Genomic DNA, 20,490 nt, shown 5'->3' with positions numbered 1-20,490 from the left:
GGTTACGGGTAACGCTCACGCGTCGGCAGCCCGCAGTGCGCGTGCGTGCCGGCGACGCATCATCCAGAGGCCCATCACCGCGGCGCTGACCAGGAAGACCAGGACGAGCACCGGGAGCAGGATCGCGATGATCGTCATCGAAACCGCCGAGATGTCCTCCACCGTGGACACCACCGGTGCGCCAACGCCCGCGGTGGACAGATTGACCACCGAACGCAGCGTCGCCTTGGCCACGTGCACGGCCAGCGCCAGCGTCAGGCCGATGAGGAACGGCAGCAGAGCGCCCTCGCTGAAGACCTGACCGGGTTCGGTGTTGCCGGTGGTCAGGGAACTGGACCCGGCGGTGAAGGCGACCCCGCCGGCGACAGGTCGGATCAGGGTCTGGATCAGGTCGTTGATGTGGTCCAGCGCGGGGATCTTGTCGGCGAAGACCTCCAGCACCAGGAGAACCCCGAGCACGAGCAGCACCCACCCATTGCCCAGCCAGGCCCACTGCGCGGGCAACTCCACGATGCCGGTGTAGCGACCGAGCAGGCCCAGGGCCAGCAGCGGGATGTAGGCAGAGAGTCCCGCGGACATTGCCAACCCGAGCCCGGTGAGGATCTCGATCACGGCTGCTCCGACCCCTTTCCGCACCATCCCGGGAAACTCCGAAGCGGCGTCGTCGGGTTGGTGTGAGCACCAGAGTAGGACGCTGCCGGGAGCTCCGGGTGATCTCGGTCGGGTGAGTCCAGGGCAGGAGACGACGGCGGTGGGCCGCCGCTGCCTGGAAGGGTCGCGGCGGCGGTGGGAACCTGTGCGGAGCGGAGCGGGTCGGGAGTGTGCCGGCTGCACCCACTCCCGACTCCCCACTGGGTAGTCTGAGCGGGTGAGACAGCGAGCAGACCCCCCGGCCGGCTCTGCTCCGGGCGCCCCCGGGGCCGGCCGGCCCGGGGCTGCCCGCGACGGGGAGTTCGGTGCCCGAGGTGGGGACACCGAACTCACGGCGCCGGGGGCGGGGGCCACCGATGCGGCGAGTGACCGGATTCTGACCGTACCCAACGTGATCTCGGCATTGCGATTGCTGATGGTGCCGGTAGTGGCGGTGCTCATCCTCAGCGAGCAGTACCTGGCTGCGGTGGTGGTTCTGGCGCTGGCGGGAATCAGCGACTGGGTGGACGGGGTGATCGCACGCGCACTGGACCAGACCTCCCGGCTGGGCCGGTTGCTCGATCCTGCCGCGGATCGACTCTTCATCGCGGTGGTGATCATCGGCCTGGCGGTCCAACAGGTGGTGCCCTGGTGGCTGCTGGTGGCGGTGTTCGCCCGCGACCTGGTGGTGGGGCTGTGCGTGCCCTTCCTGGTCGCACGCGGTTTCCCCGGATTCCCGGTGCACGACATCGGCAAGGCCGGCACCTTCGCGCTCATGTACGCCTTCCCGGTGCTGTTGCTGACCCAGGTGGACCAACTCACCGGGCACCTGGCGGCCGATATCGCCTGGGCATTCGGCTGGGCGTCGGCGCTGTGGGGGGTCTACCTGTACTGGTGCGCCGGCTTGGCCTATCTGAACCAGTTCCGTGCCATCGTGGTCTCGGATGCGCGCGCGTCCACGCACCAGCGCGGTCCGCGGTCAACACCAGGGCCGTAGGCAATGGCACAGCAGCAGAGCCGGCATCGCCGCAAGGATGCCTCGATGACCTTGCTGACCGCGGTGATGGAGAAGCCGCTGGACCCCGGGTACGCCGCCGTGGCGCGGGCCCGGGCGGCCGGGATCGACACACCGACGACGTTGCGGCGGCGTCTGGTGGTTCTGGTACTCGCCGTGCTGATCGGGATGGGGACCGTGGTGGCGACCCAGGCGCTACGCGCGCCGCAGCCGGCCGCGAGCAGCGCGCGAACCCTGATCGTGGAGCAGATCCGAGAACGCAGCGCGACCGGGGAGGATCTCCGGACCGGGAACTCCGAGTTGCGCGATGAGATCGCCGAACTGCAAAGCCAGGCGTTGGGGGATGAGGACGAGGCCTTCCTGGCCCGCACCGCCGAGTTGGAGGCCGTGGTCGGAACGGTGGCGGTGCAGGGGCCGGGCCTGGTGATCACCCTGGAGGATTCGGTGCGGGCGGCGGCGGACGAACCGGGTTCCGAAGATGAACGCGTGCAGGATTTCGACCTGCAGGTCGTGGCCAACGGGCTTTGGGCCTCCGGAGCCGAGGCGGTGGCGGTGAACGGGCACCGGCTGACGAGCATGACCGCGATCCGTTCGGCCGGCGCGGCGATCCTGGTGGACCTGCAACCGCTGGTCTCGCCCTACCGGATCGAGGCGATCGGGGATCCCGAATCGATGCGGACCGCGTTCGCTCGATCCAGCGCCCAGTCGCATCTGACCGCGTTGTCCGCGGCGTTCTCGATTCCTAGTTCGCTCACCCAGGAGGAGCGCCTGCGTCTACCGGGGGCCGGGTACTCCTCCCTGCGGCACGCAGAGGTGGTGGACGAGGCCTGAGATCAGCATCGATGGCCCAGCAGACCGGTAGCCTGACGTGCGAGACTTGGCCCAGTGCGGAGCGCTTCAGGCCCGCAGCGAGCCCGGGAGCGCAGGTAGAAGCCGGTCGGAGGGAGGGATGCCATGGTCGCGGTGATCGGCCTGATCCTCGGCATTCTCCTCGGGCTGCTCCTGCAGCCCAGTGTGCCCTCCGAACTCCAGCCGTACCTACCGATCGCGGTAGTGGCGGCACTGGACGCGCTCCTGGGTGCGCTGCGGGCCCGGCTGGAGGACGTCTTCGACGACCGGGTGTTCATCACCTCCTTCCTGTTCAACGTGCTCATCGCCGCGTTCCTCGTCTTCCTCGGCGACCAGCTCGGTGTGGGTTCGCAGTTGTCCACCGCCGTGGTGGTGGTGTTGGGGATCCGGATCTTCTCCAATGCGGCCGCCATCCGTCGCCACGTCTTCAAGGCCTGAGCCATGCGTAGGAATGCGGACGATGCGATGCCCGGCAGCGATGCGTACCGGGACGCAGGCGCCACCGACCTGCCCGAGGCAGACCGCTCGGGCGGCGATGAGCCCCCCGTGGCAGAGCAGCCGCGCACCGGCCGGACCGACCCGCAACGCAGACGAAAGCCCGTTGCGCTTCGGTCCCAGCTCCTGATCGCACTGATGTGCGCGCTGCTCGGGTTCGGCATCGTGGTACAGGTGCGCCAGACCCAGGGCGATGAGTTCGCGGCCCTGCGGCAGGACGACCTGGTCCGGTTACTCGATGAGGTGACCCAGCGGAACGAGGATCTGACCGCAGAACGTGAGCAACTGCTGCGCGACCGCAGCACCCTGCGCAGCGGGTCGGATACCCAGCGCCTGGCTGAGGAGTACCAGGTAGTGCACGGGGTGCTCGCCGGGACGGAGCCGGTGGAGGGCCCCGGGGTCGTGGTGACGGTGGGTGGTGCCCACGACGTAAGCGCGCAAACGATGGTGCACATGCTCGAAGAACTGCGCAACGCCGGAGCCGAGGCCGTAGAGGTCTCCGGGCAGCGCCTCATCGCCTCCTCCGCGTTCGTGGACTCCGAGGAGGGGGTACTCGCGGACGGCCGGGCCCTCGGCGAGCAGATGGAGTGGCGTGCGATCGGGGACCCCCAGACGATTTCGGTCGCGCTGAACATTCCTGGCGGTGCGCTGGCCGGATTCCGCAACGTGGGGGCGGTCGTGGAGGTCGAGCAGCGCGACCTGGTCCAGATCACCGCGATCCGGGAGGTCGACGCGCCCCGCTACGCGGTCCCTGTGGAGGCGGAGGACTGAGTTCGAGGCGCCCGGTACCGGTTGGCTGAACCGGCGCCGGGTCCTGACAAGACGTTCCCCTGGTCGGCTCATGGGGCCTAGAGTGGGGACGACCGGCACCCTCGGGTGGATCGAGGTCATAGGAGGAGTTGCGATGAGCACGGGTCAGGACGATCCAGGGGCCCAGGACGGCCCTTCGGCGGTGCACACGACCGCGCATCTGGGCAAGGTCACGCCCGGGGAGCCCGAGGAGCGTGCTTACGGCCCGATCGACACTGACGCCCGTGCAGCCGTGGAGGCACTGCCCCCGGAATCCGCACTGCTGATCGTCCAGCACGGACCCAACGCAGGCGCCCGGTTCCTGTTGGACGCCGACCGGGCCACCGCCGGCCGTGACACTAGGGCCGACATCTTCCTCGATGATGTGACCGTCTCGCGCAAGCACTGCGAGTTCCTGAAGGAGAGCGGCAACTTCGTGGTCCGCGACGTGGGCAGTCTGAACGGCACCTACGTGAACCGGACCAGGGTAGACGAAGGCGTGCTGCAGATGGGCGATGAGGTCCAGATCGGGAAGTACCGCCTGACCTTCCACCCCTCACCGAACCGCTCCACCGGAGCCGACGACGCAGGTGAGCCGGGCAGGTGAGTTCCAACACCGCCCGGGCGCAGGAGCAGACCGGGGACGGGGACGGCGAGTCATGGCCGCCCGGGGTGTCCCGGGTGCCCACGATGTCCATCGGGTCGGCACTGGGCATCCTGCAACGGGAGTTCCCTGCGGCCAGTGTCTCCAAGATCCGCTTCCTTGAGGAGCAGGGGCTCGTCTCGCCGCGTCGCACCCCGTCGGGCTACCGCAGTTACAGCCAATCGGACGTGGAGCGCCTGCGATTCGTGCTGGCCGCCCAGCGTGACTCCTTCCTGCCGCTGAAAGTGATCCGGGACCGGTTGGCCGAACTCGATGCCGGTCTGGCGGCAGTGTCACCTCCCGGGGCCCGGGTGGTGACTGAGGACGGCGACCTGGTGGTGGCCGCGGGTCGGGCTCGCTACACGACCGCTCAACTGGCAGAAGCGAGCGGGCGGACCGAGGCCGATATCGAGGCGCTGGTCAACGCCGGAGTCCTGGTGGCCGACGCCGGAGGGAAGTTCCCCGGTGCACTGGTGCCGGTAGCCAAGTTCGCCGGTGAACTGGCAGAGCAGGGCATCGACGAACGCCACCTGCGTGCGATCCGCATCGCGGCGGAGCGTCAGGTGGACCTGATCGAACAGGTGATCGCACCGGTACGCTCGGTGCGCAGCGGTCCATCCTCGGCGGGGGCACGCGCCCGGGCTGAGTCGATGGCGGCGGACCTGGCCGAAACTCTGGCCCAGGTGCACACCGCGATACTGCGGGCAGGGGCGGACCGGCTGACCTGATCCTCACAACTGGATCACGGTGGCCGGTTGGGCTGTCCACTTCGCACGCGGCGGCGTAGTTTGGAGGTGTGCGAAAGATGGGCGTCACCGGAGTCCGGGTGCGTATGCAGGCACCCGAGCAGGACGTGCTCGTGCTTCTGGGGGAGGCCGAGGGCGAGCGCTCCCTGCCGATCGTGATCGGGCCCCATGAGGGCGTGGCGATCGCCACCGCCCACGCCGGGATGCAGCCGCCCCGGCCCGGCCCCCACGATCTGATGGTCAGTGTGCTGAAGTCCTGTGGTGTGGCACTGACCCAGGTGAACATCGTCGAACTGCGCGCAGGCACCTTCATCGCCGAACTGGTGCTCTCCAACGGCGCGCGGGTGGACTCCCGGGCCTCCGACGCCATTGCGCTGGCTCTGCGGGCTCAGGTGGATGTGTGGTGCGCGGAGGACGTGCTCGATGAGGCAGCGGTGGTGCTGGAGACCGACGCGGACGGCAATATGCGGGTGAGCGAGCCAGTCGGTATCGACGAAGCAGAGGCCGAGGTGGCACATTTTCGTGAGTTCCTCGATTCGGTGGCGGCGGAAGACTTCGCCGACCCTCGCGAGGAGTAGCGATAAATCTCAACCTCAGGTTGAGGGTAAGACACGCCGTCGCGACACGCCGAACCGCACGAAGGGCGCATGTCGTTGACCTGTCCCGCCGTGGGCAATAGCGTTCATGACATCCGGGCGTGGTGATGGGCAGATCACGACGCCGGGGCGTAGAGTGTTCACAAGCGAACGTGAGGACGGACGATGGGTGGCAGCGGCATGGATGCACAGGCGGACGCCGCCGAGAACACCCTGCAACGCACGCAGGGGATGTTGTTCGGGGACACCCTCCCGGACCTGGACGCCGACACCGGCTACCGGGGCCCCACGGCCTGTCGCGCCGCAGGCATCACCTATCGGCAACTGGACTACTGGGCCCGAACCGGGCTGGTGGAGCCGAGCATCCGTCCCGGCAGCGGATCCGGAACGCAGCGGCTGTACAGTTTCCGCGACATCCTGGTGCTGAAGGTGGTCAAGCGCCTCCTCGACACCGGGGTGTCCTTGCAGCAGATCCGCTCGGCGGTCAATCACCTGCACGAGCGCGGTGTCGAGGATCTCGCACAGATCACCCTGATGAGCGATGGTGCCAGCGTGTACGAGTGCACCTCCGCCGATGAGGTCTTCGACCTGGTCCAGGGCGGCCAGGGAGTGTTCGGTATCGCTGTGGGCAGGGTGTGGCGCGAGGTTGAGGGCAGCCTGGCCGAGTTCCCGACCGAGCGGGCCAGCGATGAACCGGCGGATATCCGCGGCGATGAACTCGCGCGACGGCGCGCGGCTCGTCGCACCGGCTGACGCAGCCGATTCGACCCGCCTGCGGCTCACCCGCCGGGAACCCTGCGCGGAGGTGGGTGAGGCTCGAGCCATCTGGTTAGGGTGAACCATGGCGCGCTACTTCGATCTACACCCGGTCAACCCGCAAGCCCGCTCGATCCGTCAGGTGGTGGAGATCCTGCGTGCGGGGGGCCTGATCGCCTACCCGACCGATTCCGGGTATGCCCTGGGAGCGGCCCTGGGGAACCAGGAGGCGAAGGACCGCATCGTGGCCTTGCGACAACTCGACCACCGCCACCACTTCACGCTGGTGTGCCGCAACTTCGCCCAACTCGGGCAGTTCGTGCACGTGGAGAACGCCGTGTTCCGGGCCGTGAAGGCTACGACTCCCGGTCAGTACACGTTCATCCTGCCCGCCACCAAGGAGGTGCCGCGCCGGTTGCTGCAGCCCAAACGCAAGACGGTGGGCGTGCGGATCCCGGACCACACGGTGGTCCAGGCGCTGCTGGAGGAGTTGGGCGAGCCACTCCTGTCCTCCACGCTACTGCTGCCTGGGGAGTCCGAACCTCTCACCGAGGGGTGGCAGATCAAGGAGGAGTTGGATCACGCCCTGGACGCGATCCTGGACTCCGGTGAGTCCGGCAGCATGCCGACCACGGTGGTGGACCTGTCCGAAGGCGACGCCGAGGTGGTCCGCGTCGGGGCTGGCGACCCCGCGCCCTTCCAGTGACTCAACCAGGGCGGTCGATCGCGGCAGCCAGGTGCCCCGGTGCCTGGACGCAGTAGGAGTCGATGAGGAGTTCGGCCAACTCGCCCCAGTCGGTCCGCCCATCGAGGACGAGCCCGACCACGTTCTCACCCCACTCGGCCCGGAAGTACGGTTCACCCAGGTGCTCGAACGCCATCACCTCGGCCGGCTCGGCGCGGAACATGATGCGGAAGAGTTGGTCCTCACCCCCGAACACGTGCGCCACGGTGGCGTTGGCGACCCGCCAGCGCACACCGGTCCAGGCGTCCTCGATCTCACACTGCGGCAAGGCGGCCAGGATCTCATCGATCCGGTCGACCCAGGCGCGCGGCACGGTGGGGCGATTGGTCACCTTGGACAGTGTGCCCCAGGCCACCGACATCCGGTGCCGGGGCCACCGGGGCGGGTGTGAGTCAGGTTTGTGGTGCCGGGGTGGGCCAGAGGATGTGAGTGCGGTGGGATTGTTGCAGGGTGCGGATGGCCAGGACGGGGTCGAGGCCTTGGATGGTCCAGTGCATGCCGGCTCGTTTAGCGCGTTGTTTGACGATGGTGTTGCAGGCTGATTCCACTGGTCCGGAGCCGATGTAGTAGCCGTTGGCTTTGAAGTCGGTGTATTGCATGCGCTGGTGGTTGCCGGTGAAGTAGCCGACCTCGATGGCGGCGGGTGCGACTAGGTCCGGTGCCCGGTGGGGTAGGTCCAGGTTGGCCACGGCGGCGGCGATCTGGTCGGTGTGGCCCAGGTCCAGGTGGGTGATCAGGTCTCGCTCGAACACAGTCGCATCGCCCAGGATGGGGGTGAGGAGTTTGGTCAGGTCGGCCAGGTGCTCGCGGGCGTGGAAGTAGTCCACGATCTGGGTAGCGGCTGGGAATCGTTCACCTGCGATGGTCCAGATCCACTTGGCGCCATCGCCGATGATGATGGGCTGGCGGATCTGGTGAAAGCCGCGCCGGCGGTATTCGCCCATCAGGTGGGTGGCGAAGGTGGCGGCCGGTTCGAAGGTGGAGATGTAACTGGCCGATCCGGGGTCCTGGACCGGTTCACCGGTGGCGCCATCCAGGCCCGATTGGGTGAATAGACAGGCGATCTTGACCTCCCGGGTCCTGGCGCGCACGCCGTCTTTGCCCGCTCGCCCGTTGGTTTCAGAGGGCAGCATCGGCGCGCCGGTGCCATCGAGGACCAGGTAACACAGGCTCATATCGCCCTGTGGTGGGGCCGGGGCCGGACCGATGCTGGGTTCGGCCATCGCGGCAGCCTCAACCTGAGCGATCACCGCCCGGGCGCGGGCCCCTTGGGCGCGGGTGACCCGGCCCAGGGTGGAGGTGGAGGCCAGATCCAGGCCTGTCACTGTGGTGATGAAGTCAAAGCCCTTGGCATAGGCCATCTCGGCCCCGGCCAACGCGCATGCCCGGGAAAGGCCCGGGGACAGGCTGGTGCCGGTGATGCCCAGACGCTCATCCAGAGGCGCAAACCCCCGGGCACATGCCCGGCAGTGATAGTAGCCACGGATCACCTCAATGGGCCCCAGCAGAGTGCGCACCGTTTTAGGCCGGGTGGCCACCAATCGCACGGTATGGCCGCTCCCACCCTTGCACACGGTGCCGGCACCCGCCTGCTGCTCAGCGGCCCAGTTGACCACACCGGCAACGGCGGCCAGCCCAATTGCCGCAGCAGACCGTTGGGCGGCACGTTCGATCGCCTCCAGCACCCCACCCCGGCCGCTGTGGGTCAACTGCGCCGCGGCGTGCACCAACGCCCGGGCCTCGGTGGCGGCCAGTTCCGCGACCGCATCGGCCAGCGCGTACAGCCCGCCGGAGTCTACTTGGCTCCCGCCCTGGCCGCAGAGCCCCCTTTTTCCCCGCCTAAGGCCGGGTCGGTCCTGCGCTCCCTTGGCCGGCCCGGTGGCCCCACCCGCGCCTTGCACAGCGCCTCGTTAATCTCCACATAGTCCTCGATCAACTCAGCGAACTGGGCGTAGTTCTCCAGTTCCTCCCGGACCTGATCGACCTGCTCCACCGGGATGTACTGACCCCGCGAACCGGCGCCCTTGGCCGTCCGCGTCCACAACCCCCGCGGCCCATGGCCCCGCTCACCCGGGCGCGCGCACCGGCACGTCTTCTTGCCGCACTTGCGATACCCCACCTGCAACGATCCCCGTCGAAACGCCGGCACCGACCCGATCCGGTCCAACGCCACCGACCGCAACCCCTCCAACTCACGGATCGACATCGCCGAATAGTCCCTGGTCATCACGCCCTCCTCAATCTGATTATTGCAGCAATAATCAGACTACGAGTTGACCAGCACAAACACCGGGACCGACACGTCCATGACTCACACCCCACCGGGGCGCATCGGCACCAACTAGGCTGGTCCGACCCCTACGAGAGAGGTCACGCATGCCCGGCTCCTTCACCCTGCTCCCGCAACCCCGGTCCACCGAGGTTGGGCAGGGGTCCTTCACCTTCGCCGAGGATCTGGCGATCACCGGCCCCAGGGAGTGGGCCGCCGTCGTCCGCCGCCTGCTGGCGCCCGGGACCGGCCTGGACCTGCCCGGCAGGGATGATGGCGCGCTTCGCTTGCACCGGGACGAGTCGCTGCCGGACGAGGGTTACCGGCTGGAGGTGACCGGCGACGGGATCGACGTGCACGCCGGAGATCACCGGGGCCTGACCTGGGCGGTCCAGACGTTGCGACAACTGCTGCCGGCGGCGGTGTACCGGCCCGCGCCCGTCGGCGCCCAGTGGCAGGTCCCCGCGGTGACGATCACGGATGCCCCGCGATTCGCCTGGCGCGGACTGATGCTCGATGTGGGCCGGCACTTCATGCCACTCGCGGACCTGTACTCCTTCATCGACCTCCTGGCGATGCACAAGTACAACGTCTTCCACCTGCACCTGAGCGAGGACCAGGGGTGGCGGATGGAGTCGAAGTCCCACCCCCGGTTGCATGAGGTAGGCAGCACCCGGCACCAGACTCGCAGACCTGGGGCTGAGGACGGCGACGGAACCCCGCACGGCGGCTACTACACCCAGGACCAACTCCGCTCACTGGTGTCCTACGCCGCCCAGCGCGGCATCGAGATCGTGCCCGAACTGGACTTCCCGGGCCATGTGCGCGCCGTCCTGGCCGCCTACCCCGAACTGAGCAACAACCCCGGGGAAGGGCACACCGTCGCCGACACCTTCGGCATCTTCGATGAGGTGCTGAACCTGTCCGATGAGGCGATGGAGTTCGTCTTCTCGGTGTTCACCGAATTGCTGGACGTCTTCCCCTCCCGCTACATCCACGCCGGCGGCGATGAGGCCCCCCGCACCGAGTGGCTGGCCAGCCGGGCCGCCGCCGCGCTCGCCGAACGCCGCGGACTGCCCGATGCCTCCCATCTGCAGAACTGGTTCACCCGGCAGGTGCGGGACTGGTTGGCCGAGCGTGGCCGGGTGTTGGTGGGGTGGGACGAGATCAACGACGAGGGTCACCTCGACGGTGCGGTCACGATGGCCTGGCGAGGCGCCGGGTACGGGGTCGAGGCCGCCCGCGCCGGGGGAGAGGTGGTCATGGTCCCGACCTCCCACCTGTACCTGGACTACTACCAGAGCAACGATCCGGACGAGCCGTACAGCATCGGCGGACACCTGCCGGTCGAGAAGGTCTATGCCTTCGACCCCCTCGAGGGTGTGCCACCGGAGCACAGTGAAAAGATCCTGGGCACGCAGGCCAACGTGTGGACCGAGTACATCCCCACGATGCGCCGGGCGCAGTACCACCTGTTCCCGCGCGCCTGCGCCCACGCCGAGGTCGCCTGGTCCGACCCGGCCGGGCGCACCTGGGACGAATTCACACCCCGTTTGATCGGGCACCTGGAGCGTCTGGACGCCGTGGGCGTGAACTACCGGCCCCTGGGCGGCCTGCAGCCCTGGCAGCGTGGCGGCACCGGGGCCTTCGAGCGTCCCGCGGCTCACCTGGGCGACGCCGACGGCCAGGTGGGGGAGTAGTGGCCGCACCGCAGGACCCATCCCGCAGGCGCTACTAGGCTGGGTGGACCCGAGGTAAGGAGCCGATGTTCATGTGCAAGCCGGTCCAGTGCGCGCGTTGTCGCAAGACCACGTGGGAGGGCTGCGGAGATCACGTAGCCGAGGTCCGTGCCCAGGTCGCCGACGCCGACTGGTGCACCTGCCCGCGCTCAGTACCTGCCTAGCCCCTGCGCACGCTGAACGCGGCACCGCCCCGGTATCCGCGAAAGGGGCTCATCATGACCAAGCAGGAACCTTTCCCACGGCGTGTCCGCGAACGGATGGCCAAGACCGGGCAGAAGCACGGCGCCGCCCGCCGGAGGTTGCCGCCGGCCGCCGGCGAACCCGGCTGGGTACACCAGCCCCAGCACAGCGACGAGCAGGTCGTGGAACGCACCGGCCGCACCTGGAACCAGTGGCGCGAGGTGATCGACGCCGGTCCGGGCCGTGGCGCGGCACACGCCGCGATCGCCACGTTCCTGGAGCAGGATCACGAGATCAGCGGCTGGTGGGCGCAAGCGGTGACGGTCGGGTATGAACGGATCACCGGGATACGAGCGGCTCATCAACGCGCTGATGGCTCCTTCGAGGCGGGCGTCTCACGCACCCTGCCGTTGGACGGCACCGCACTGCGCGCGGGCCTGCTCGATGAGTCCGACCGCGCCGATCTGCTCGGCGGGTTGGCCTCCGCACTGCGATCCAAACCGACCTCGAAGGCAGTACGGCTCGGGGTGGACGAGGGTGTGGTGCTGTTCACCTTCGACCCGCGCCCGGACGGCCAGGTCCGGGTGAGCGTCACGCACAGCAACCTGCCCGGTCCGGCCGCTGTGGCGCATTGGAAAGCGTTCTGGGGCGAGTGGCTGCAGGCACTGCATGAGGAAGCCGGCGACGACGGAACCTGAGACGGTCCGGCCACCCCCTGGAGGTCCGCGGCCGGCTTACCTCCGAGCGCCACGCCCGGAGTTTTCACAAGTTGACCTAGAAGAATGCCGTGACCAGCACTAGGCTGCGAAACCGGGGCCATTTCAACGGTCCTCGACCCATCGATGCACACATGGAGGCGGCTGTGGCCCTGGTACCGGACAACACACTCATCACCGATACGCCCGAGCAGGGCCGCGAGTTGGCGATCATGCTGGCCCGCAAGACCGTCGGTGCCATGCAGCCCGACGCCGGCGTCCGTCAACTGCTTCGTCCTGGCTACGCCACCAACCCGGACTCGCTGACTGCCGCCGCGCACGTGGTGGCGGTGGAGTTCGCCACGGTGGCGGCGGCGAACAACTACTGGCGCAACTGAGCACCGCTGGCGGCTGGGCGCTCGCCGCTGGTGGCTAGCCCGGGCCGACGGCCAGAACCTTGTGCAGGTCGGTGGGGCGCTCGGCCAGATCGACCAGTGCGAGGGCGTAGTCCTCCATCGAGATCACCGAGGCCCCATCGGGTGCGATGACGAGTTCCGCCTCGGCCAGGGTGTACCGACCGGTGCGGCTACCAGGTGCGAAGTGTGCCGCGGGCGCGAGGTAGGTCCAGGTGACGTCGGTGTACTCACTCAGGACCTCCAGCTGGCGGTTGCTCGCGATCGCGACGGCCCGAAACTCCGACGACACCCAGTGCGGGTCGTCGAGCACCCGGCGCCCTGATCCCGGTAGGCGCAGGGGCGCGGCACCACCGACCACGAGCAGCCGGCTGCCGGCGTGGCGAATCCCGGTCGCCAGTCCATGGGTGAGGTCGATGATGTCGCCCTCCATGCCCGCAGCAGGGCGGGTCGCACCGACGACGACGTCATGACCTTCGGCGCGGGAGGCCACCGCATCCACGTCGGCGGAGTCAAGTCGGACGGTCTCCACGCGCTCGTGCCCGCCGAACTCACCGGGTCGGCCGCTCCTGGACGCGATGGTCAGGCCATGTCCGCGCTCGAGCGCCTCACGGGCGATCCGGGAGCCGGCGCTGCCGGTGCCACCGATGATGAGGATCTTTATCGCTGCAGCTCCATTCTGGGGGCGAGTTCTTCGTGGCGGGCAGGGCGTGGGGAGGTCCGCTGCGCGGCCGAGACGGCGATCAAGGCGATCGCGAAGCCGACAAGTTGAACCTGGGTGAGTTTCTCGCCCAGGAGGGCCCAGCCGAGGAAGGCCGCGACGAGCGGCGAGATGAGTGGCAGGAATGACACCGCACCGGCGCGGAGGCGCCCGACGCCGCGGAACCAGAGCACGTAGGCGATGAGTGCGCCCATCAGGGACAGCCATAGATAACCAGCGACTGCCGGGGCGTCCAGGGTTGGGGGAGGCCCCTCGACCACGAGGGCGATCGGAATGATCACGAGCCCTCCTGCGGTCAGCAACCAGCCCGCGTAAGGGACCGCTCGGTCCGGCCTGCCCCACTTCTTGGACGTGTCCCCGTTTGCGGCCAACAGACCGATGTTCCGGGGATTCGCCACGATCAGTTTCTACGCCGACGACCTCGCCAAGGCGTGGCGCGCCCTTCCGGAACCTTCCGTGCGGACTCCGCGGCCGCCGCCGACGCCGTGACCGCCGACACCGCCGGATGGGGCGCGGACGGCCGGGCACGGCCGCCAGTCCTGGAGACGCTGCAAGAGGCTGTCGTCGGCCGCCGCCGACTCTTGCTCGAGTACGAGGGCCGCACCCACGCGGCGGCCACGCGCACGGTGGACCCGTGGGGGCTCGTCGACAAGGGCGGCGTCGGGTACCTCGTCGCCGGAACCCAACATGGCCGGCGCACCTTCCGGGTGGACCGGATCCGCGAGGCGACCATGCTGACGGAGGCGGCGGCCCGGCCGGCGGGCCTGGATCTGGGCCGGGAGTGGGAGCAGGTGGTCGAGGAGGTGGAGCACCTGCGCTCGGGCGTCGCCGCGACGGTGCTCGCGCCGGCCCGCGCGCTCCCCGTCCTCGAGCGCCAGTTCGGCCGGCACTGCGAACTGCTCGAGACCTCCGGGGACGGGCGCGTGCGCGTCCGCTTGGCGGCCCACCTGCCGCTGTCGATCGCCGAGCGCCTCGCCGGATGGGGCGCGACCGTCGAGGTCCTCGAACCGGAGTCGGTGCGGGCCGAACTCGCCCGGTTTGGCGCGGAACTGCTTTGCCGGTACGGGGCTCCTGATGGTGCCTACGAATGCCCCGATCGCCGTCGCGGGTTCTAGTCCTCCCGGCCCAGAACCCGGGCGACGGCGTCACATTGCCGCTCGGACAGGTGCACCCGGCCGGCGGACGCGTTGGTCTCCAACTGGGCCGGGGTCGAACTGCTCGGGATCTGGGTGCCCATTCCCGGCAACGTGAGGAGGTAGGCCAGGGTGAGTTGGCTGACCTGCAGGTCCCAGGATTGTGCGAGTTCGCCGAGTTGGCGCACCACCGCGATCTGAGCGGGGTCGATCTCGATACCCTCATCGTGCAGCCGGTCTCCGGGGCCGACCGCGTCGGCATCGAGGTAGCGGTCGGTGAGCAGCCCTTGGGCCAAGGGGGAGTACGGCACGAATGCCAGGCCCTGGTCGGCGCACACCTGGAGAACCCCGGGCAGCACCTCACCGTTCAACGGGTCGAAGCGGTTCTGCACCGCGATCGGCCGGGTTCGCCGGGAGATGCCTTCGCTGACCTCCAGGTAGGCGCGCACTTGATCGGCGGTGAAGTTCGAGACCGCCAGGTAGTGCACCTTGCCCTGGCTGACGAGGTCGGCGACCGTTTCCAGGCTCTCCTGGATGGGGACCACCGGGTCGAACCGGTGGAACCAGAGCACGTCGATCCAGTCGGTCTGCAAGCGCGCCAAGGAGGCCTTGACCGACTCGGTGATCTGCAGCCGGGACAGCCCGGAGTGGTTCGGGGTGTACCCGTCCATACCGCCATGGGTCTTGGTGGCCAGCACCACGTCCCGCCGGCGGCCGGGGTTTGCGCTGAGCCACCGGCCGATGATCCGCTCGGAGTTGCCCGAGGCGGCGTTGTAACGGTTCGCCGTGTCCCAGAACAGCACGCCCAGCTCGTGTGCGCGGTCCAGAATCTGCAGGGCGGTCTGCTCATCGGAGCGGGCACCGTCTCCGGTGTCGGGGAAGCCGAATTTCCACGTGCCCAGGCCGATCGCGGGGGAGCGCAGGCCGGAGGAACCCACGTAGCGGTAGGGCATGCCCTGGAAGTCCTCGGCCTGGTAAGCGACGTTGTACAGATCCGGGTTCGGGGTGAGGTGATCCATTGATCGAGACTACCTGGGCGCGACGCTGGAGACCGCTGACGTCATCCGGGGGAGCGGGGCGAACCCGGCGCAGCAGGACCGCCGAACCCCGCTGATGCCGTGCTAACCTACCCCTCCGGCCGGAGGGACCAGCGGTGCAGAAGCGCACAGCGGCGATCACCACCACAGTCTTCGCGTTCGCCGCGCCCGGGATGGTGGCCGGCGTGCTGCCGTGGCAGGTGCGAGGGGAGGCCTCGCCACACCTTCCGAGCGGCCCGCTGTCACGGATCCTCGGTTCGGGGCTTGTTCTCGGCGGTAGCGCGATCGTGACGGACTGCTTCGTCCGGTTCGTCCGCGCACGGGGGACACCCGCGCCCGTCGCCGAGACCGAGGACCTGGTGGCCACCGGGTTGTACCGGTATACGCGGAACCCGCAGTACGTGGGGGTGTTGTCGGTCATCGCCGGGCAGGCAGTGCTATGGCGCAGTCCGCGGATCCTGGCATACGGCGCCATCGTCGCGACATGTTTCAACCTGACCGTGCATCTCTATGAGGAGCCGCGGCTGCATCGACGCTTCGGCGATGACTACGTTCGTTTCACCGAGCAGATCCCGCGCTGGCCGCTCCCGCGCCGGTTGCTGCGGAAGCCGGGTCGCTGATACCCGTCCCCATGAGGGGAGTGGCTGTCCGGTCTCACTCAAGATGACCTATCTGACCTGCCAGTGGACAGATTGAGCGGGACGCACTGGCGGTGTGGCGTCTCACTCAACCTGTCCACTTCGTAGGTGCAGCAACGCGAGGTTCTGGTCGTCCGCAGGACTACTTGCGCTGGTCGTCGCCGTCGCGCTGGTTCCCGTCACGGTCCTTACGGATCGTGTCGTACTCGGAGTCCTGGGTCTCGACTCTCTGGGGTGGCTCGTCCTGCTCGCCGTCTGCTCGGCGCCACCGCTTGTTGTCGCGTTGGTCACTCATCTTGCTGTCTCTCCTTCTGTTCGTTCCGGCCATCTGGAGCACCGCTCCCTCGAATGGACTCGTACTTCGACTCCCACGGCTCCACGCGTTCGTCCGAGCCGGCGGTCTTCGCCTTGGGCTCATCCTTCTTCTTCTCTTCATCAGGCACGTCGCGACCTCCGCTTCTAGATGAACTCTTGTAGCCCGAGCATGATGACAGCGGCCCCAAACATGAGACCAAAGGACACGTACGCTCGACCTAGCCACTCCATCCGATCGTTCGCATGGTCCCGTGAGACGTTAAGCGGTGAAGGCTTAGTCAGCTCACCCGCTCGGAGAAGGTCAACCGCGAACTGGGTCGCGGGCACGGGCATTCGGTCTTGGGCGTTGTGTCGAGCAGCGAACTTGCGGAGCTGATCGACCGACGGCATCCCGTCCTTCCTGTTCAGGGGACGAAGAACCATGACGCAGCAGATCACCGTTGTGACTGCCGCGAGCAGGACGAGACCAAGCCCGGCCTTGTCGGGACAGGACAGGGTCTCCGGGATGATCTGGATGAGCAGGCCGACCGCAGTTGCTGTCAGCGTGAGGACCACCGCGGCCCTGGCCTGCGCGTTGTCATGCCGTTTCTCGTCTTGGTCGAACATCCACCGCGCCTGCTCCAGAATCTCGCGCGATACCGCCTCTTCGGCGGCTCGGTCGTATGGCGGCACGACTGACTGCGTTGGGGCCTTGCGGCGCTTGGATAGCATCTCGTTGCCGCCTAGCCCATGGACCAGTCGTCGTCGCTAAACCCGAGAGTGTTGAGATTCTCCCGGATCGCGGTTCGCTGGTCGGCCGACAGTTTGTCGAGCTGGTCCGACTCAACGTCGATGGTGACGCTCACCTCGACGCCGCTGGAGACGAAGTGGGACACGATCTCTTCGTAGATCTGGGCGACGTCGCGCACGACGCGATCACTGGTAAGGCTCTTCGTGGCGTGGAACCGCGTGGGCACTGGTGCGGGCGATGTTGCACCGCCGCCAGGTCCCGGAGTGGGACTGGTGCCTCCACCGCCCGGTGGGGTCGGGTCCTTCGGGTCATCCTCGTCGGTCGGGGGTGTGTCGTCAGGCTTCGTGTCCTGCTCGATCTGCTGCGCCGCAGCGTCGGGGGCGACGAGAAGGCCGCCCTGCCGGACAGCGGCCGGCTTGGTAGTCGTGAGCCCGGTGAACCGTCCGTCGTCGTACGCGTCTGCGTAGGCGAACCCGTCAAGGTCGATGCTGAGGACCTCGTCCAGGTGCCAGACGCAGTCAATGACGACTCTGGGTTGGGTGACCTTGGGCATGTAGACGTACTGGCTGAAGTACCCGGTGAGCACGTCGATCGGGACGTATGGCTTGTCCTTCCACAGGTTCAACCGGTCGATCTGCAACCGCAGGAGTGAGGGTGAGAAGGAGCGGACGACGAACTCGCCGCTGTCGGCCTTCTTCGTCACACGCTCGGCCAGGGTCCCGTCCCCGTTCATGAGGATCGGTTCGATGTCGATCTCGGCGGAGCCAGGCTCCTGTGTCGGAACGAGGATCCACCGGTATGCCTCACGGATGGAGCCCGCGACAGTCTGTTTGGACTGGGCGACCCGGGACTCAGCGACCTTGATGTTGTGCTGGTCCAGGTTGAGCGAGTCCTTGTTCGCCAGGATCGACTCCCACGCCATGCGTTGGCGGACGGCGTTCAGGAGCACGTCGACCCGGTCCACCTCGGGGGCCAGGAAGACGAGGCTGTTCTTGTGGATCCTCGCGTTCGTGCCGCGCTTGTTCAGGAACGCGAGGGCTTCTCCTTCGGCGGTGGACTTCGCGCGCTTTGAGAACGCCCGGTCGGGCCCGAAGATGACAAGTCCGATCCCTGGATCGTCCTCCACGTCACCACTGGTGGGTGGGAACCGGTGAACCCGTTGGAACAGGCCCTTGTCGGTTTCCTGCCGTACCACGGCGGCGAGCTCGTCGAAGACCTGCTCGTCGTGGTAGGAGTCTGCTCGTTCCTGGACGATCTGGGCGACGGTCTGCTGCAGCGAGAGCCAGTACCGGTCCTGGTCTCGGTTCATGTACTTGCCCTGATCCCCGAGCCGGCGTAGCCCGTCGGTGACGTGGGCCGGGTTGTCTCCCGGGTAGGTGGACCCGAGCACGACTCGCTTCTGCTCGATGCCGCGTACGGGGGCGTTGCTGCCGTCCCGTTGCCGCAGGTTCGCCATCGGGGCTGACCCGATGAACACGCACCTGGCGGCGCGTTTCGTCGCCATGGTCTTGCCGAGGATCTTGATCTCGCTGTCGATGAGGTTCGCGGTCGAGGTCTCACCAGCAATGTCCGCGTCGACGATCGGCTTCCAGGCATCGTCGAGGTGGTTCGTGAGCTCGTCGATGACCTTGGCGTTGTCCAACGGGACGAGCGCGGGCAGGATCATCGGGGACTTGTCACCGCTGCTCCAAAGAGCGGCCACGACGGTCGCCATGAGCCGCAGCACGCCACGGGTCCGCTGGAACCGCTCGAGGGTGGACCAGTCCTTGTAGAGGCGGTCGAACAGCTCGGGGTGGATCGGGTAAGCGGTTCGCATCACGGATCGGTATCCCGGCTGCATGACCTCGCTCGGAACGTCGGACGCATACCGCAGGTAGTGGTCCATGAACTTCTGCACCACCAGGTCACGGGCGGCGTCCTGCTCCCGACCGAACGGCTTGAAGATGCGTCGTCGGACGATCTCCAACGACTCCTCGATCGTGGCTGGCTGCCACGCGGACTCGAGCCGGTGGATCACCGACCGCAGGTGCCGCAACGCCTCCAAACCGGCAGTGCCGCCGATCTCGTGCTCGTTCTCGATCGGAGTCTCCGCAGCCGGCATGTCCCGCACCACGTCCGACGCAGGCAGGGACACCACCAAGAGCGCGTTCGGGACCGACTTCACCGCCTCGGTCAACGACTGGACGAACGTCATGTGCGCATCGAACGTCCCACCAGGTGGGGTCTGCTCCAACGACCACAACTGGCGCAGGTACGCGACCCACTCATCCACCAGGACGATGCACGGACCGAACGTCGACAGCACCTTCGCGAGGTCAGTGGTCGTCGGCGGGACGGATTTCTCGTCGTACCGCGCCAACATCTGGTAGCCCTCACGGCCACCAAGCTGGTACGCGAGCTCACCCCACATCGTGTTCACGACGGTCCCGTCAGCCTTCTCGGACCCTAGAACGGAAATGTCGTTCCCGACCAGCACCGCACGGTTCACACCGGTCGGCAGCTCAGCCACCCCCAACCCGTCCAGGATGTCGCGCATACCCGGCAGGTCGTCCGCAGACGCCCCCGAAGCGGCGTGGTACACCGCCAGCAGGGAGTGTGTCTTGCCGCCACCGAACGTCGTCATCAGGTCCAAGACCGGTTCCCCACCAGTCCCCGTCAAACGCTTCACGGCCTGCTCCAACAGATACCGCAGACCACGCGTCAGGTACGTGCGACCGAAGAACTCCGCAGGGTCGCCATACTCCGCAGACGCGATCCCCTGGTGCACCTGCCGCAGGTCAGCCGCGAACTGAGCCAGCTCGAACGTGCCAAGAGCGACATCGTCATGAGGTTCGACCACGTCCCGCCACGCCGGCAGACCCGCCGAGTCCACCTGCACCGAAAGCGCCTTCTCACGGGCACGCTGTAGGCGCTTCTGGTCCTCCTCAAAAATGATCCGCCGGTACTCCCGGCGCATCTCATCAGCCTTGTCCGCCTGCTCCACCGCACCGATCGACCGCAGCAGGTGCTCACCGTCCATGAGAACCCGCTCGGTCCTCTCCGAGCTGATCCTCTCTCCGTGCGCCCACTCCTTCCGGGCGTCCCACAACGCCGACGCCGCACGCTTGTCCTCGTACGACAGGACATCCTTAAACACGGCATGCCACTGCTTGTCGAACGCCCAGAACAAGTACGCCGGGTCAGCGACCTTCGGCGTGGAGTCACGACCAGTCAACCCAGCGGTCTGACCCACGACGGTCGCCCAGTCATTCCCGTACTTCCCTTCGAGCAACGTGACCATCCAGGGACCAAGCCCCTCGGCGACCAGGTCAATGGCGCGCCCGACCCGTTCCTTGTTCGTCAACCCAGCCATG

At 67.7% G+C, this 20,490-nt stretch carries 25 protein-coding genes; 14 read left to right on the top strand and 11 right to left on the bottom strand.

The genetic code is table 11. From position 1 onward, the window contains the following. Nucleotides 1-15: 15 nt before the first annotated feature. Entirely contained in the window at nucleotides 16-612 is a 597-nt protein-coding gene (locus tag ACPL7H_RS06435) for a DUF4126 domain-containing protein (protein WP_424796208.1), read from the bottom strand. A gap of 256 nt (nucleotides 613-868) precedes the next feature. Between ACPL7H_RS06435 and ACPL7H_RS06430 the strand changes: the two genes are divergently transcribed. The 9 genes from ACPL7H_RS06430 to ACPL7H_RS06390 all read left to right on the top strand — a co-directional run bounded on the left by ACPL7H_RS06430 (nucleotide 869) and on the right by ACPL7H_RS06390 (nucleotide 7,225). Further along, the gene (locus ACPL7H_RS06430) at nucleotides 869-1,627 is read left to right on the top strand and encodes a CDP-alcohol phosphatidyltransferase family protein (RefSeq protein WP_424796207.1); all 759 of its coding nucleotides are present in this window, start codon (nucleotides 869-871) and stop codon (nucleotides 1,625-1,627) included. Between the two features lie 45 nt (nucleotides 1,628-1,672). Beyond that, nucleotides 1,673-2,476, top strand: a complete 804-nt coding sequence (locus ACPL7H_RS06425) for a DUF881 domain-containing protein (RefSeq protein ID WP_424796206.1) — start codon at nucleotides 1,673-1,675, stop codon at nucleotides 2,474-2,476. 123 nt (nucleotides 2,477-2,599) lie between these two features. Beyond that, a complete protein-coding gene (locus ACPL7H_RS06420) occupies nucleotides 2,600-2,932 on the top strand; it encodes a small basic family protein (RefSeq protein WP_424785912.1) in 333 nt (110 codons plus the stop codon). A 3-nt stretch (nucleotides 2,933-2,935) separates the two neighbouring features. Continuing rightward, complete coding sequence (locus ACPL7H_RS06415; RefSeq protein WP_424796205.1) at nucleotides 2,936-3,760, top strand: DUF881 domain-containing protein; 825 nt, start codon at nucleotides 2,936-2,938, stop codon at nucleotides 3,758-3,760. Nucleotides 3,761-3,893: 133 nt separating this feature from the next. Next, nucleotides 3,894-4,385, top strand: coding sequence for an FHA domain-containing protein (locus tag ACPL7H_RS06410; RefSeq protein ID WP_424791001.1), 492 nt, complete (start codon nucleotides 3,894-3,896; stop codon nucleotides 4,383-4,385). Continuing rightward, nucleotides 4,382-5,149 carry a MerR family transcriptional regulator gene (locus ACPL7H_RS06405; RefSeq protein WP_424796204.1) on the top strand — a complete coding sequence of 256 codons (768 nt, stop codon included), beginning with the start codon at nucleotides 4,382-4,384 and terminating at the stop codon, nucleotides 5,147-5,149. The genes ACPL7H_RS06410 and ACPL7H_RS06405 overlap by 4 nt, the downstream gene beginning before the upstream one ends. Before the next feature lie 77 nt (nucleotides 5,150-5,226). Next, nucleotides 5,227-5,745 (top strand): bifunctional nuclease family protein, encoded by a 519-nt coding sequence (locus tag ACPL7H_RS06400; RefSeq protein WP_424785916.1) that lies wholly within the window; start codon nucleotides 5,227-5,229, stop codon nucleotides 5,743-5,745. Between the two features lie 198 nt (nucleotides 5,746-5,943). Continuing rightward, a complete protein-coding gene (locus ACPL7H_RS06395; RefSeq protein ID WP_424785917.1) occupies nucleotides 5,944-6,516 on the top strand; it encodes a MerR family transcriptional regulator in 573 nt (190 codons plus the stop codon). 88 nt (nucleotides 6,517-6,604) lie between these two features. Beyond that, nucleotides 6,605-7,225: an L-threonylcarbamoyladenylate synthase gene (locus ACPL7H_RS06390; RefSeq protein WP_424796203.1), complete on the top strand. Its 621-nt coding sequence runs from the start codon at nucleotides 6,605-6,607 to the stop codon at nucleotides 7,223-7,225. Nucleotide 7,226: 1 nt separating this feature from the next. Here ACPL7H_RS06390 and ACPL7H_RS06385 read toward each other — a convergent pair whose 3' ends face one another. The 3 genes from ACPL7H_RS06385 to ACPL7H_RS06375 all read right to left on the bottom strand — a co-directional run bounded on the left by ACPL7H_RS06385 (nucleotide 7,227) and on the right by ACPL7H_RS06375 (nucleotide 9,491). Continuing rightward, nucleotides 7,227-7,595 (bottom strand): MmcQ/YjbR family DNA-binding protein, encoded by a 369-nt coding sequence (locus ACPL7H_RS06385; RefSeq protein ID WP_424796202.1) that lies wholly within the window; start codon nucleotides 7,593-7,595, stop codon nucleotides 7,227-7,229. 61 nt (nucleotides 7,596-7,656) lie between these two features. Next, nucleotides 7,657-9,165 (bottom strand): ISKra4 family transposase, encoded by a 1,509-nt coding sequence (locus tag ACPL7H_RS06380; protein WP_424796201.1) that lies wholly within the window; start codon nucleotides 9,163-9,165, stop codon nucleotides 7,657-7,659. Further along, nucleotides 9,060-9,491: a DUF6788 family protein gene (locus tag ACPL7H_RS06375; RefSeq protein ID WP_424796200.1), complete on the bottom strand. Its 432-nt coding sequence runs from the start codon at nucleotides 9,489-9,491 to the stop codon at nucleotides 9,060-9,062. The genes ACPL7H_RS06380 and ACPL7H_RS06375 overlap by 106 nt, the downstream gene beginning before the upstream one ends. Nucleotides 9,492-9,640: 149 nt before the next feature. Between ACPL7H_RS06375 and ACPL7H_RS06370 the strand changes: the two genes are divergently transcribed. From ACPL7H_RS06370 to ACPL7H_RS06360, 3 genes are all read left to right on the top strand, one after another. Next, complete coding sequence (locus tag ACPL7H_RS06370) at nucleotides 9,641-11,233, top strand: beta-N-acetylhexosaminidase (protein WP_424796199.1); 1,593 nt, start codon at nucleotides 9,641-9,643, stop codon at nucleotides 11,231-11,233. Nucleotides 11,234-11,490: 257 nt separating this feature from the next. Next, nucleotides 11,491-12,153 carry a DUF4287 domain-containing protein gene (locus tag ACPL7H_RS06365; RefSeq protein ID WP_424796198.1) on the top strand — a complete coding sequence of 221 codons (663 nt, stop codon included), beginning with the start codon at nucleotides 11,491-11,493 and terminating at the stop codon, nucleotides 12,151-12,153. Between the two features lie 89 nt (nucleotides 12,154-12,242). After that, nucleotides 12,243-12,548, top strand: a complete 306-nt coding sequence (locus ACPL7H_RS06360) for a hexameric tyrosine-coordinated heme protein (protein ID WP_424796197.1) — start codon at nucleotides 12,243-12,245, stop codon at nucleotides 12,546-12,548. 34 nt (nucleotides 12,549-12,582) lie between these two features. Here ACPL7H_RS06360 and ACPL7H_RS06355 read toward each other — a convergent pair whose 3' ends face one another. Then, nucleotides 12,583-13,212 (bottom strand): NAD(P)-dependent oxidoreductase, encoded by a 630-nt coding sequence (locus ACPL7H_RS06355; protein ID WP_424796336.1) that lies wholly within the window; start codon nucleotides 13,210-13,212, stop codon nucleotides 12,583-12,585. Nucleotides 13,213-13,223: 11 nt separating this feature from the next. Continuing rightward, entirely contained in the window at nucleotides 13,224-13,682 is a 459-nt protein-coding gene (locus tag ACPL7H_RS06350) for a DMT family transporter (protein ID WP_424796196.1), read from the bottom strand. 33 nt (nucleotides 13,683-13,715) lie between these two features. Between ACPL7H_RS06350 and ACPL7H_RS06345 the strand changes: the two genes are divergently transcribed. Then, nucleotides 13,716-14,399 (top strand): WYL domain-containing protein, encoded by a 684-nt coding sequence (locus tag ACPL7H_RS06345; protein ID WP_424796195.1) that lies wholly within the window; start codon nucleotides 13,716-13,718, stop codon nucleotides 14,397-14,399. On the opposite strand, the gene ACPL7H_RS06340 is transcribed toward ACPL7H_RS06345, so the two are convergent. After that, complete coding sequence (locus ACPL7H_RS06340) at nucleotides 14,396-15,436, bottom strand: aldo/keto reductase (RefSeq protein ID WP_424796194.1); 1,041 nt, start codon at nucleotides 15,434-15,436, stop codon at nucleotides 14,396-14,398. The genes ACPL7H_RS06345 and ACPL7H_RS06340 overlap by 4 nt on opposite strands. A gap of 134 nt (nucleotides 15,437-15,570) precedes the next feature. Here ACPL7H_RS06340 and ACPL7H_RS06335 point away from each other — a divergent pair, with 134 nt between their 5' ends. After that, nucleotides 15,571-16,074 (top strand): methyltransferase family protein, encoded by a 504-nt coding sequence (locus ACPL7H_RS06335; RefSeq protein ID WP_424796193.1) that lies wholly within the window; start codon nucleotides 15,571-15,573, stop codon nucleotides 16,072-16,074. 160 nt (nucleotides 16,075-16,234) lie between these two features. Here ACPL7H_RS06335 and ACPL7H_RS06330 read toward each other — a convergent pair whose 3' ends face one another. Genes ACPL7H_RS06330 through ACPL7H_RS06315 form a run of 4 tightly spaced genes read right to left on the bottom strand, consistent with a single transcriptional unit; the run spans nucleotide 16,235 to nucleotide 20,489 of the window. Then, nucleotides 16,235-16,387 carry a hypothetical protein gene (locus ACPL7H_RS06330; protein WP_424796192.1) on the bottom strand — a complete coding sequence of 51 codons (153 nt, stop codon included), beginning with the start codon at nucleotides 16,385-16,387 and terminating at the stop codon, nucleotides 16,235-16,237. Further along, complete coding sequence (locus tag ACPL7H_RS06325; RefSeq protein ID WP_424796191.1) at nucleotides 16,380-16,535, bottom strand: hypothetical protein; 156 nt, start codon at nucleotides 16,533-16,535, stop codon at nucleotides 16,380-16,382. Before ACPL7H_RS06325 ends, ACPL7H_RS06330 begins: the two co-directional genes overlap by 8 nt. Before the next feature lie 16 nt (nucleotides 16,536-16,551). Beyond that, complete coding sequence (locus ACPL7H_RS06320; protein WP_424796190.1) at nucleotides 16,552-17,118, bottom strand: hypothetical protein; 567 nt, start codon at nucleotides 17,116-17,118, stop codon at nucleotides 16,552-16,554. Nucleotides 17,119-17,129: 11 nt separating this feature from the next. Further along, nucleotides 17,130-20,489 carry a DUF499 domain-containing protein gene (locus tag ACPL7H_RS06315; RefSeq protein ID WP_424796189.1) on the bottom strand — a complete coding sequence of 1,120 codons (3,360 nt, stop codon included), beginning with the start codon at nucleotides 20,487-20,489 and terminating at the stop codon, nucleotides 17,130-17,132. Nucleotide 20,490: the final 1 nt, after the last annotated feature.

It is taken from the genome of Pseudactinotalea sp. Z1732 (assembly GCF_049724975.1).
GTDB lineage: Bacteria > Actinomycetota > Actinomycetes > Actinomycetales > Beutenbergiaceae > CALKWS01.
The sequence above is the reverse complement of the archived record's forward strand: the minus strand, read 5'-3'. Positions and strand labels throughout refer to the sequence as shown.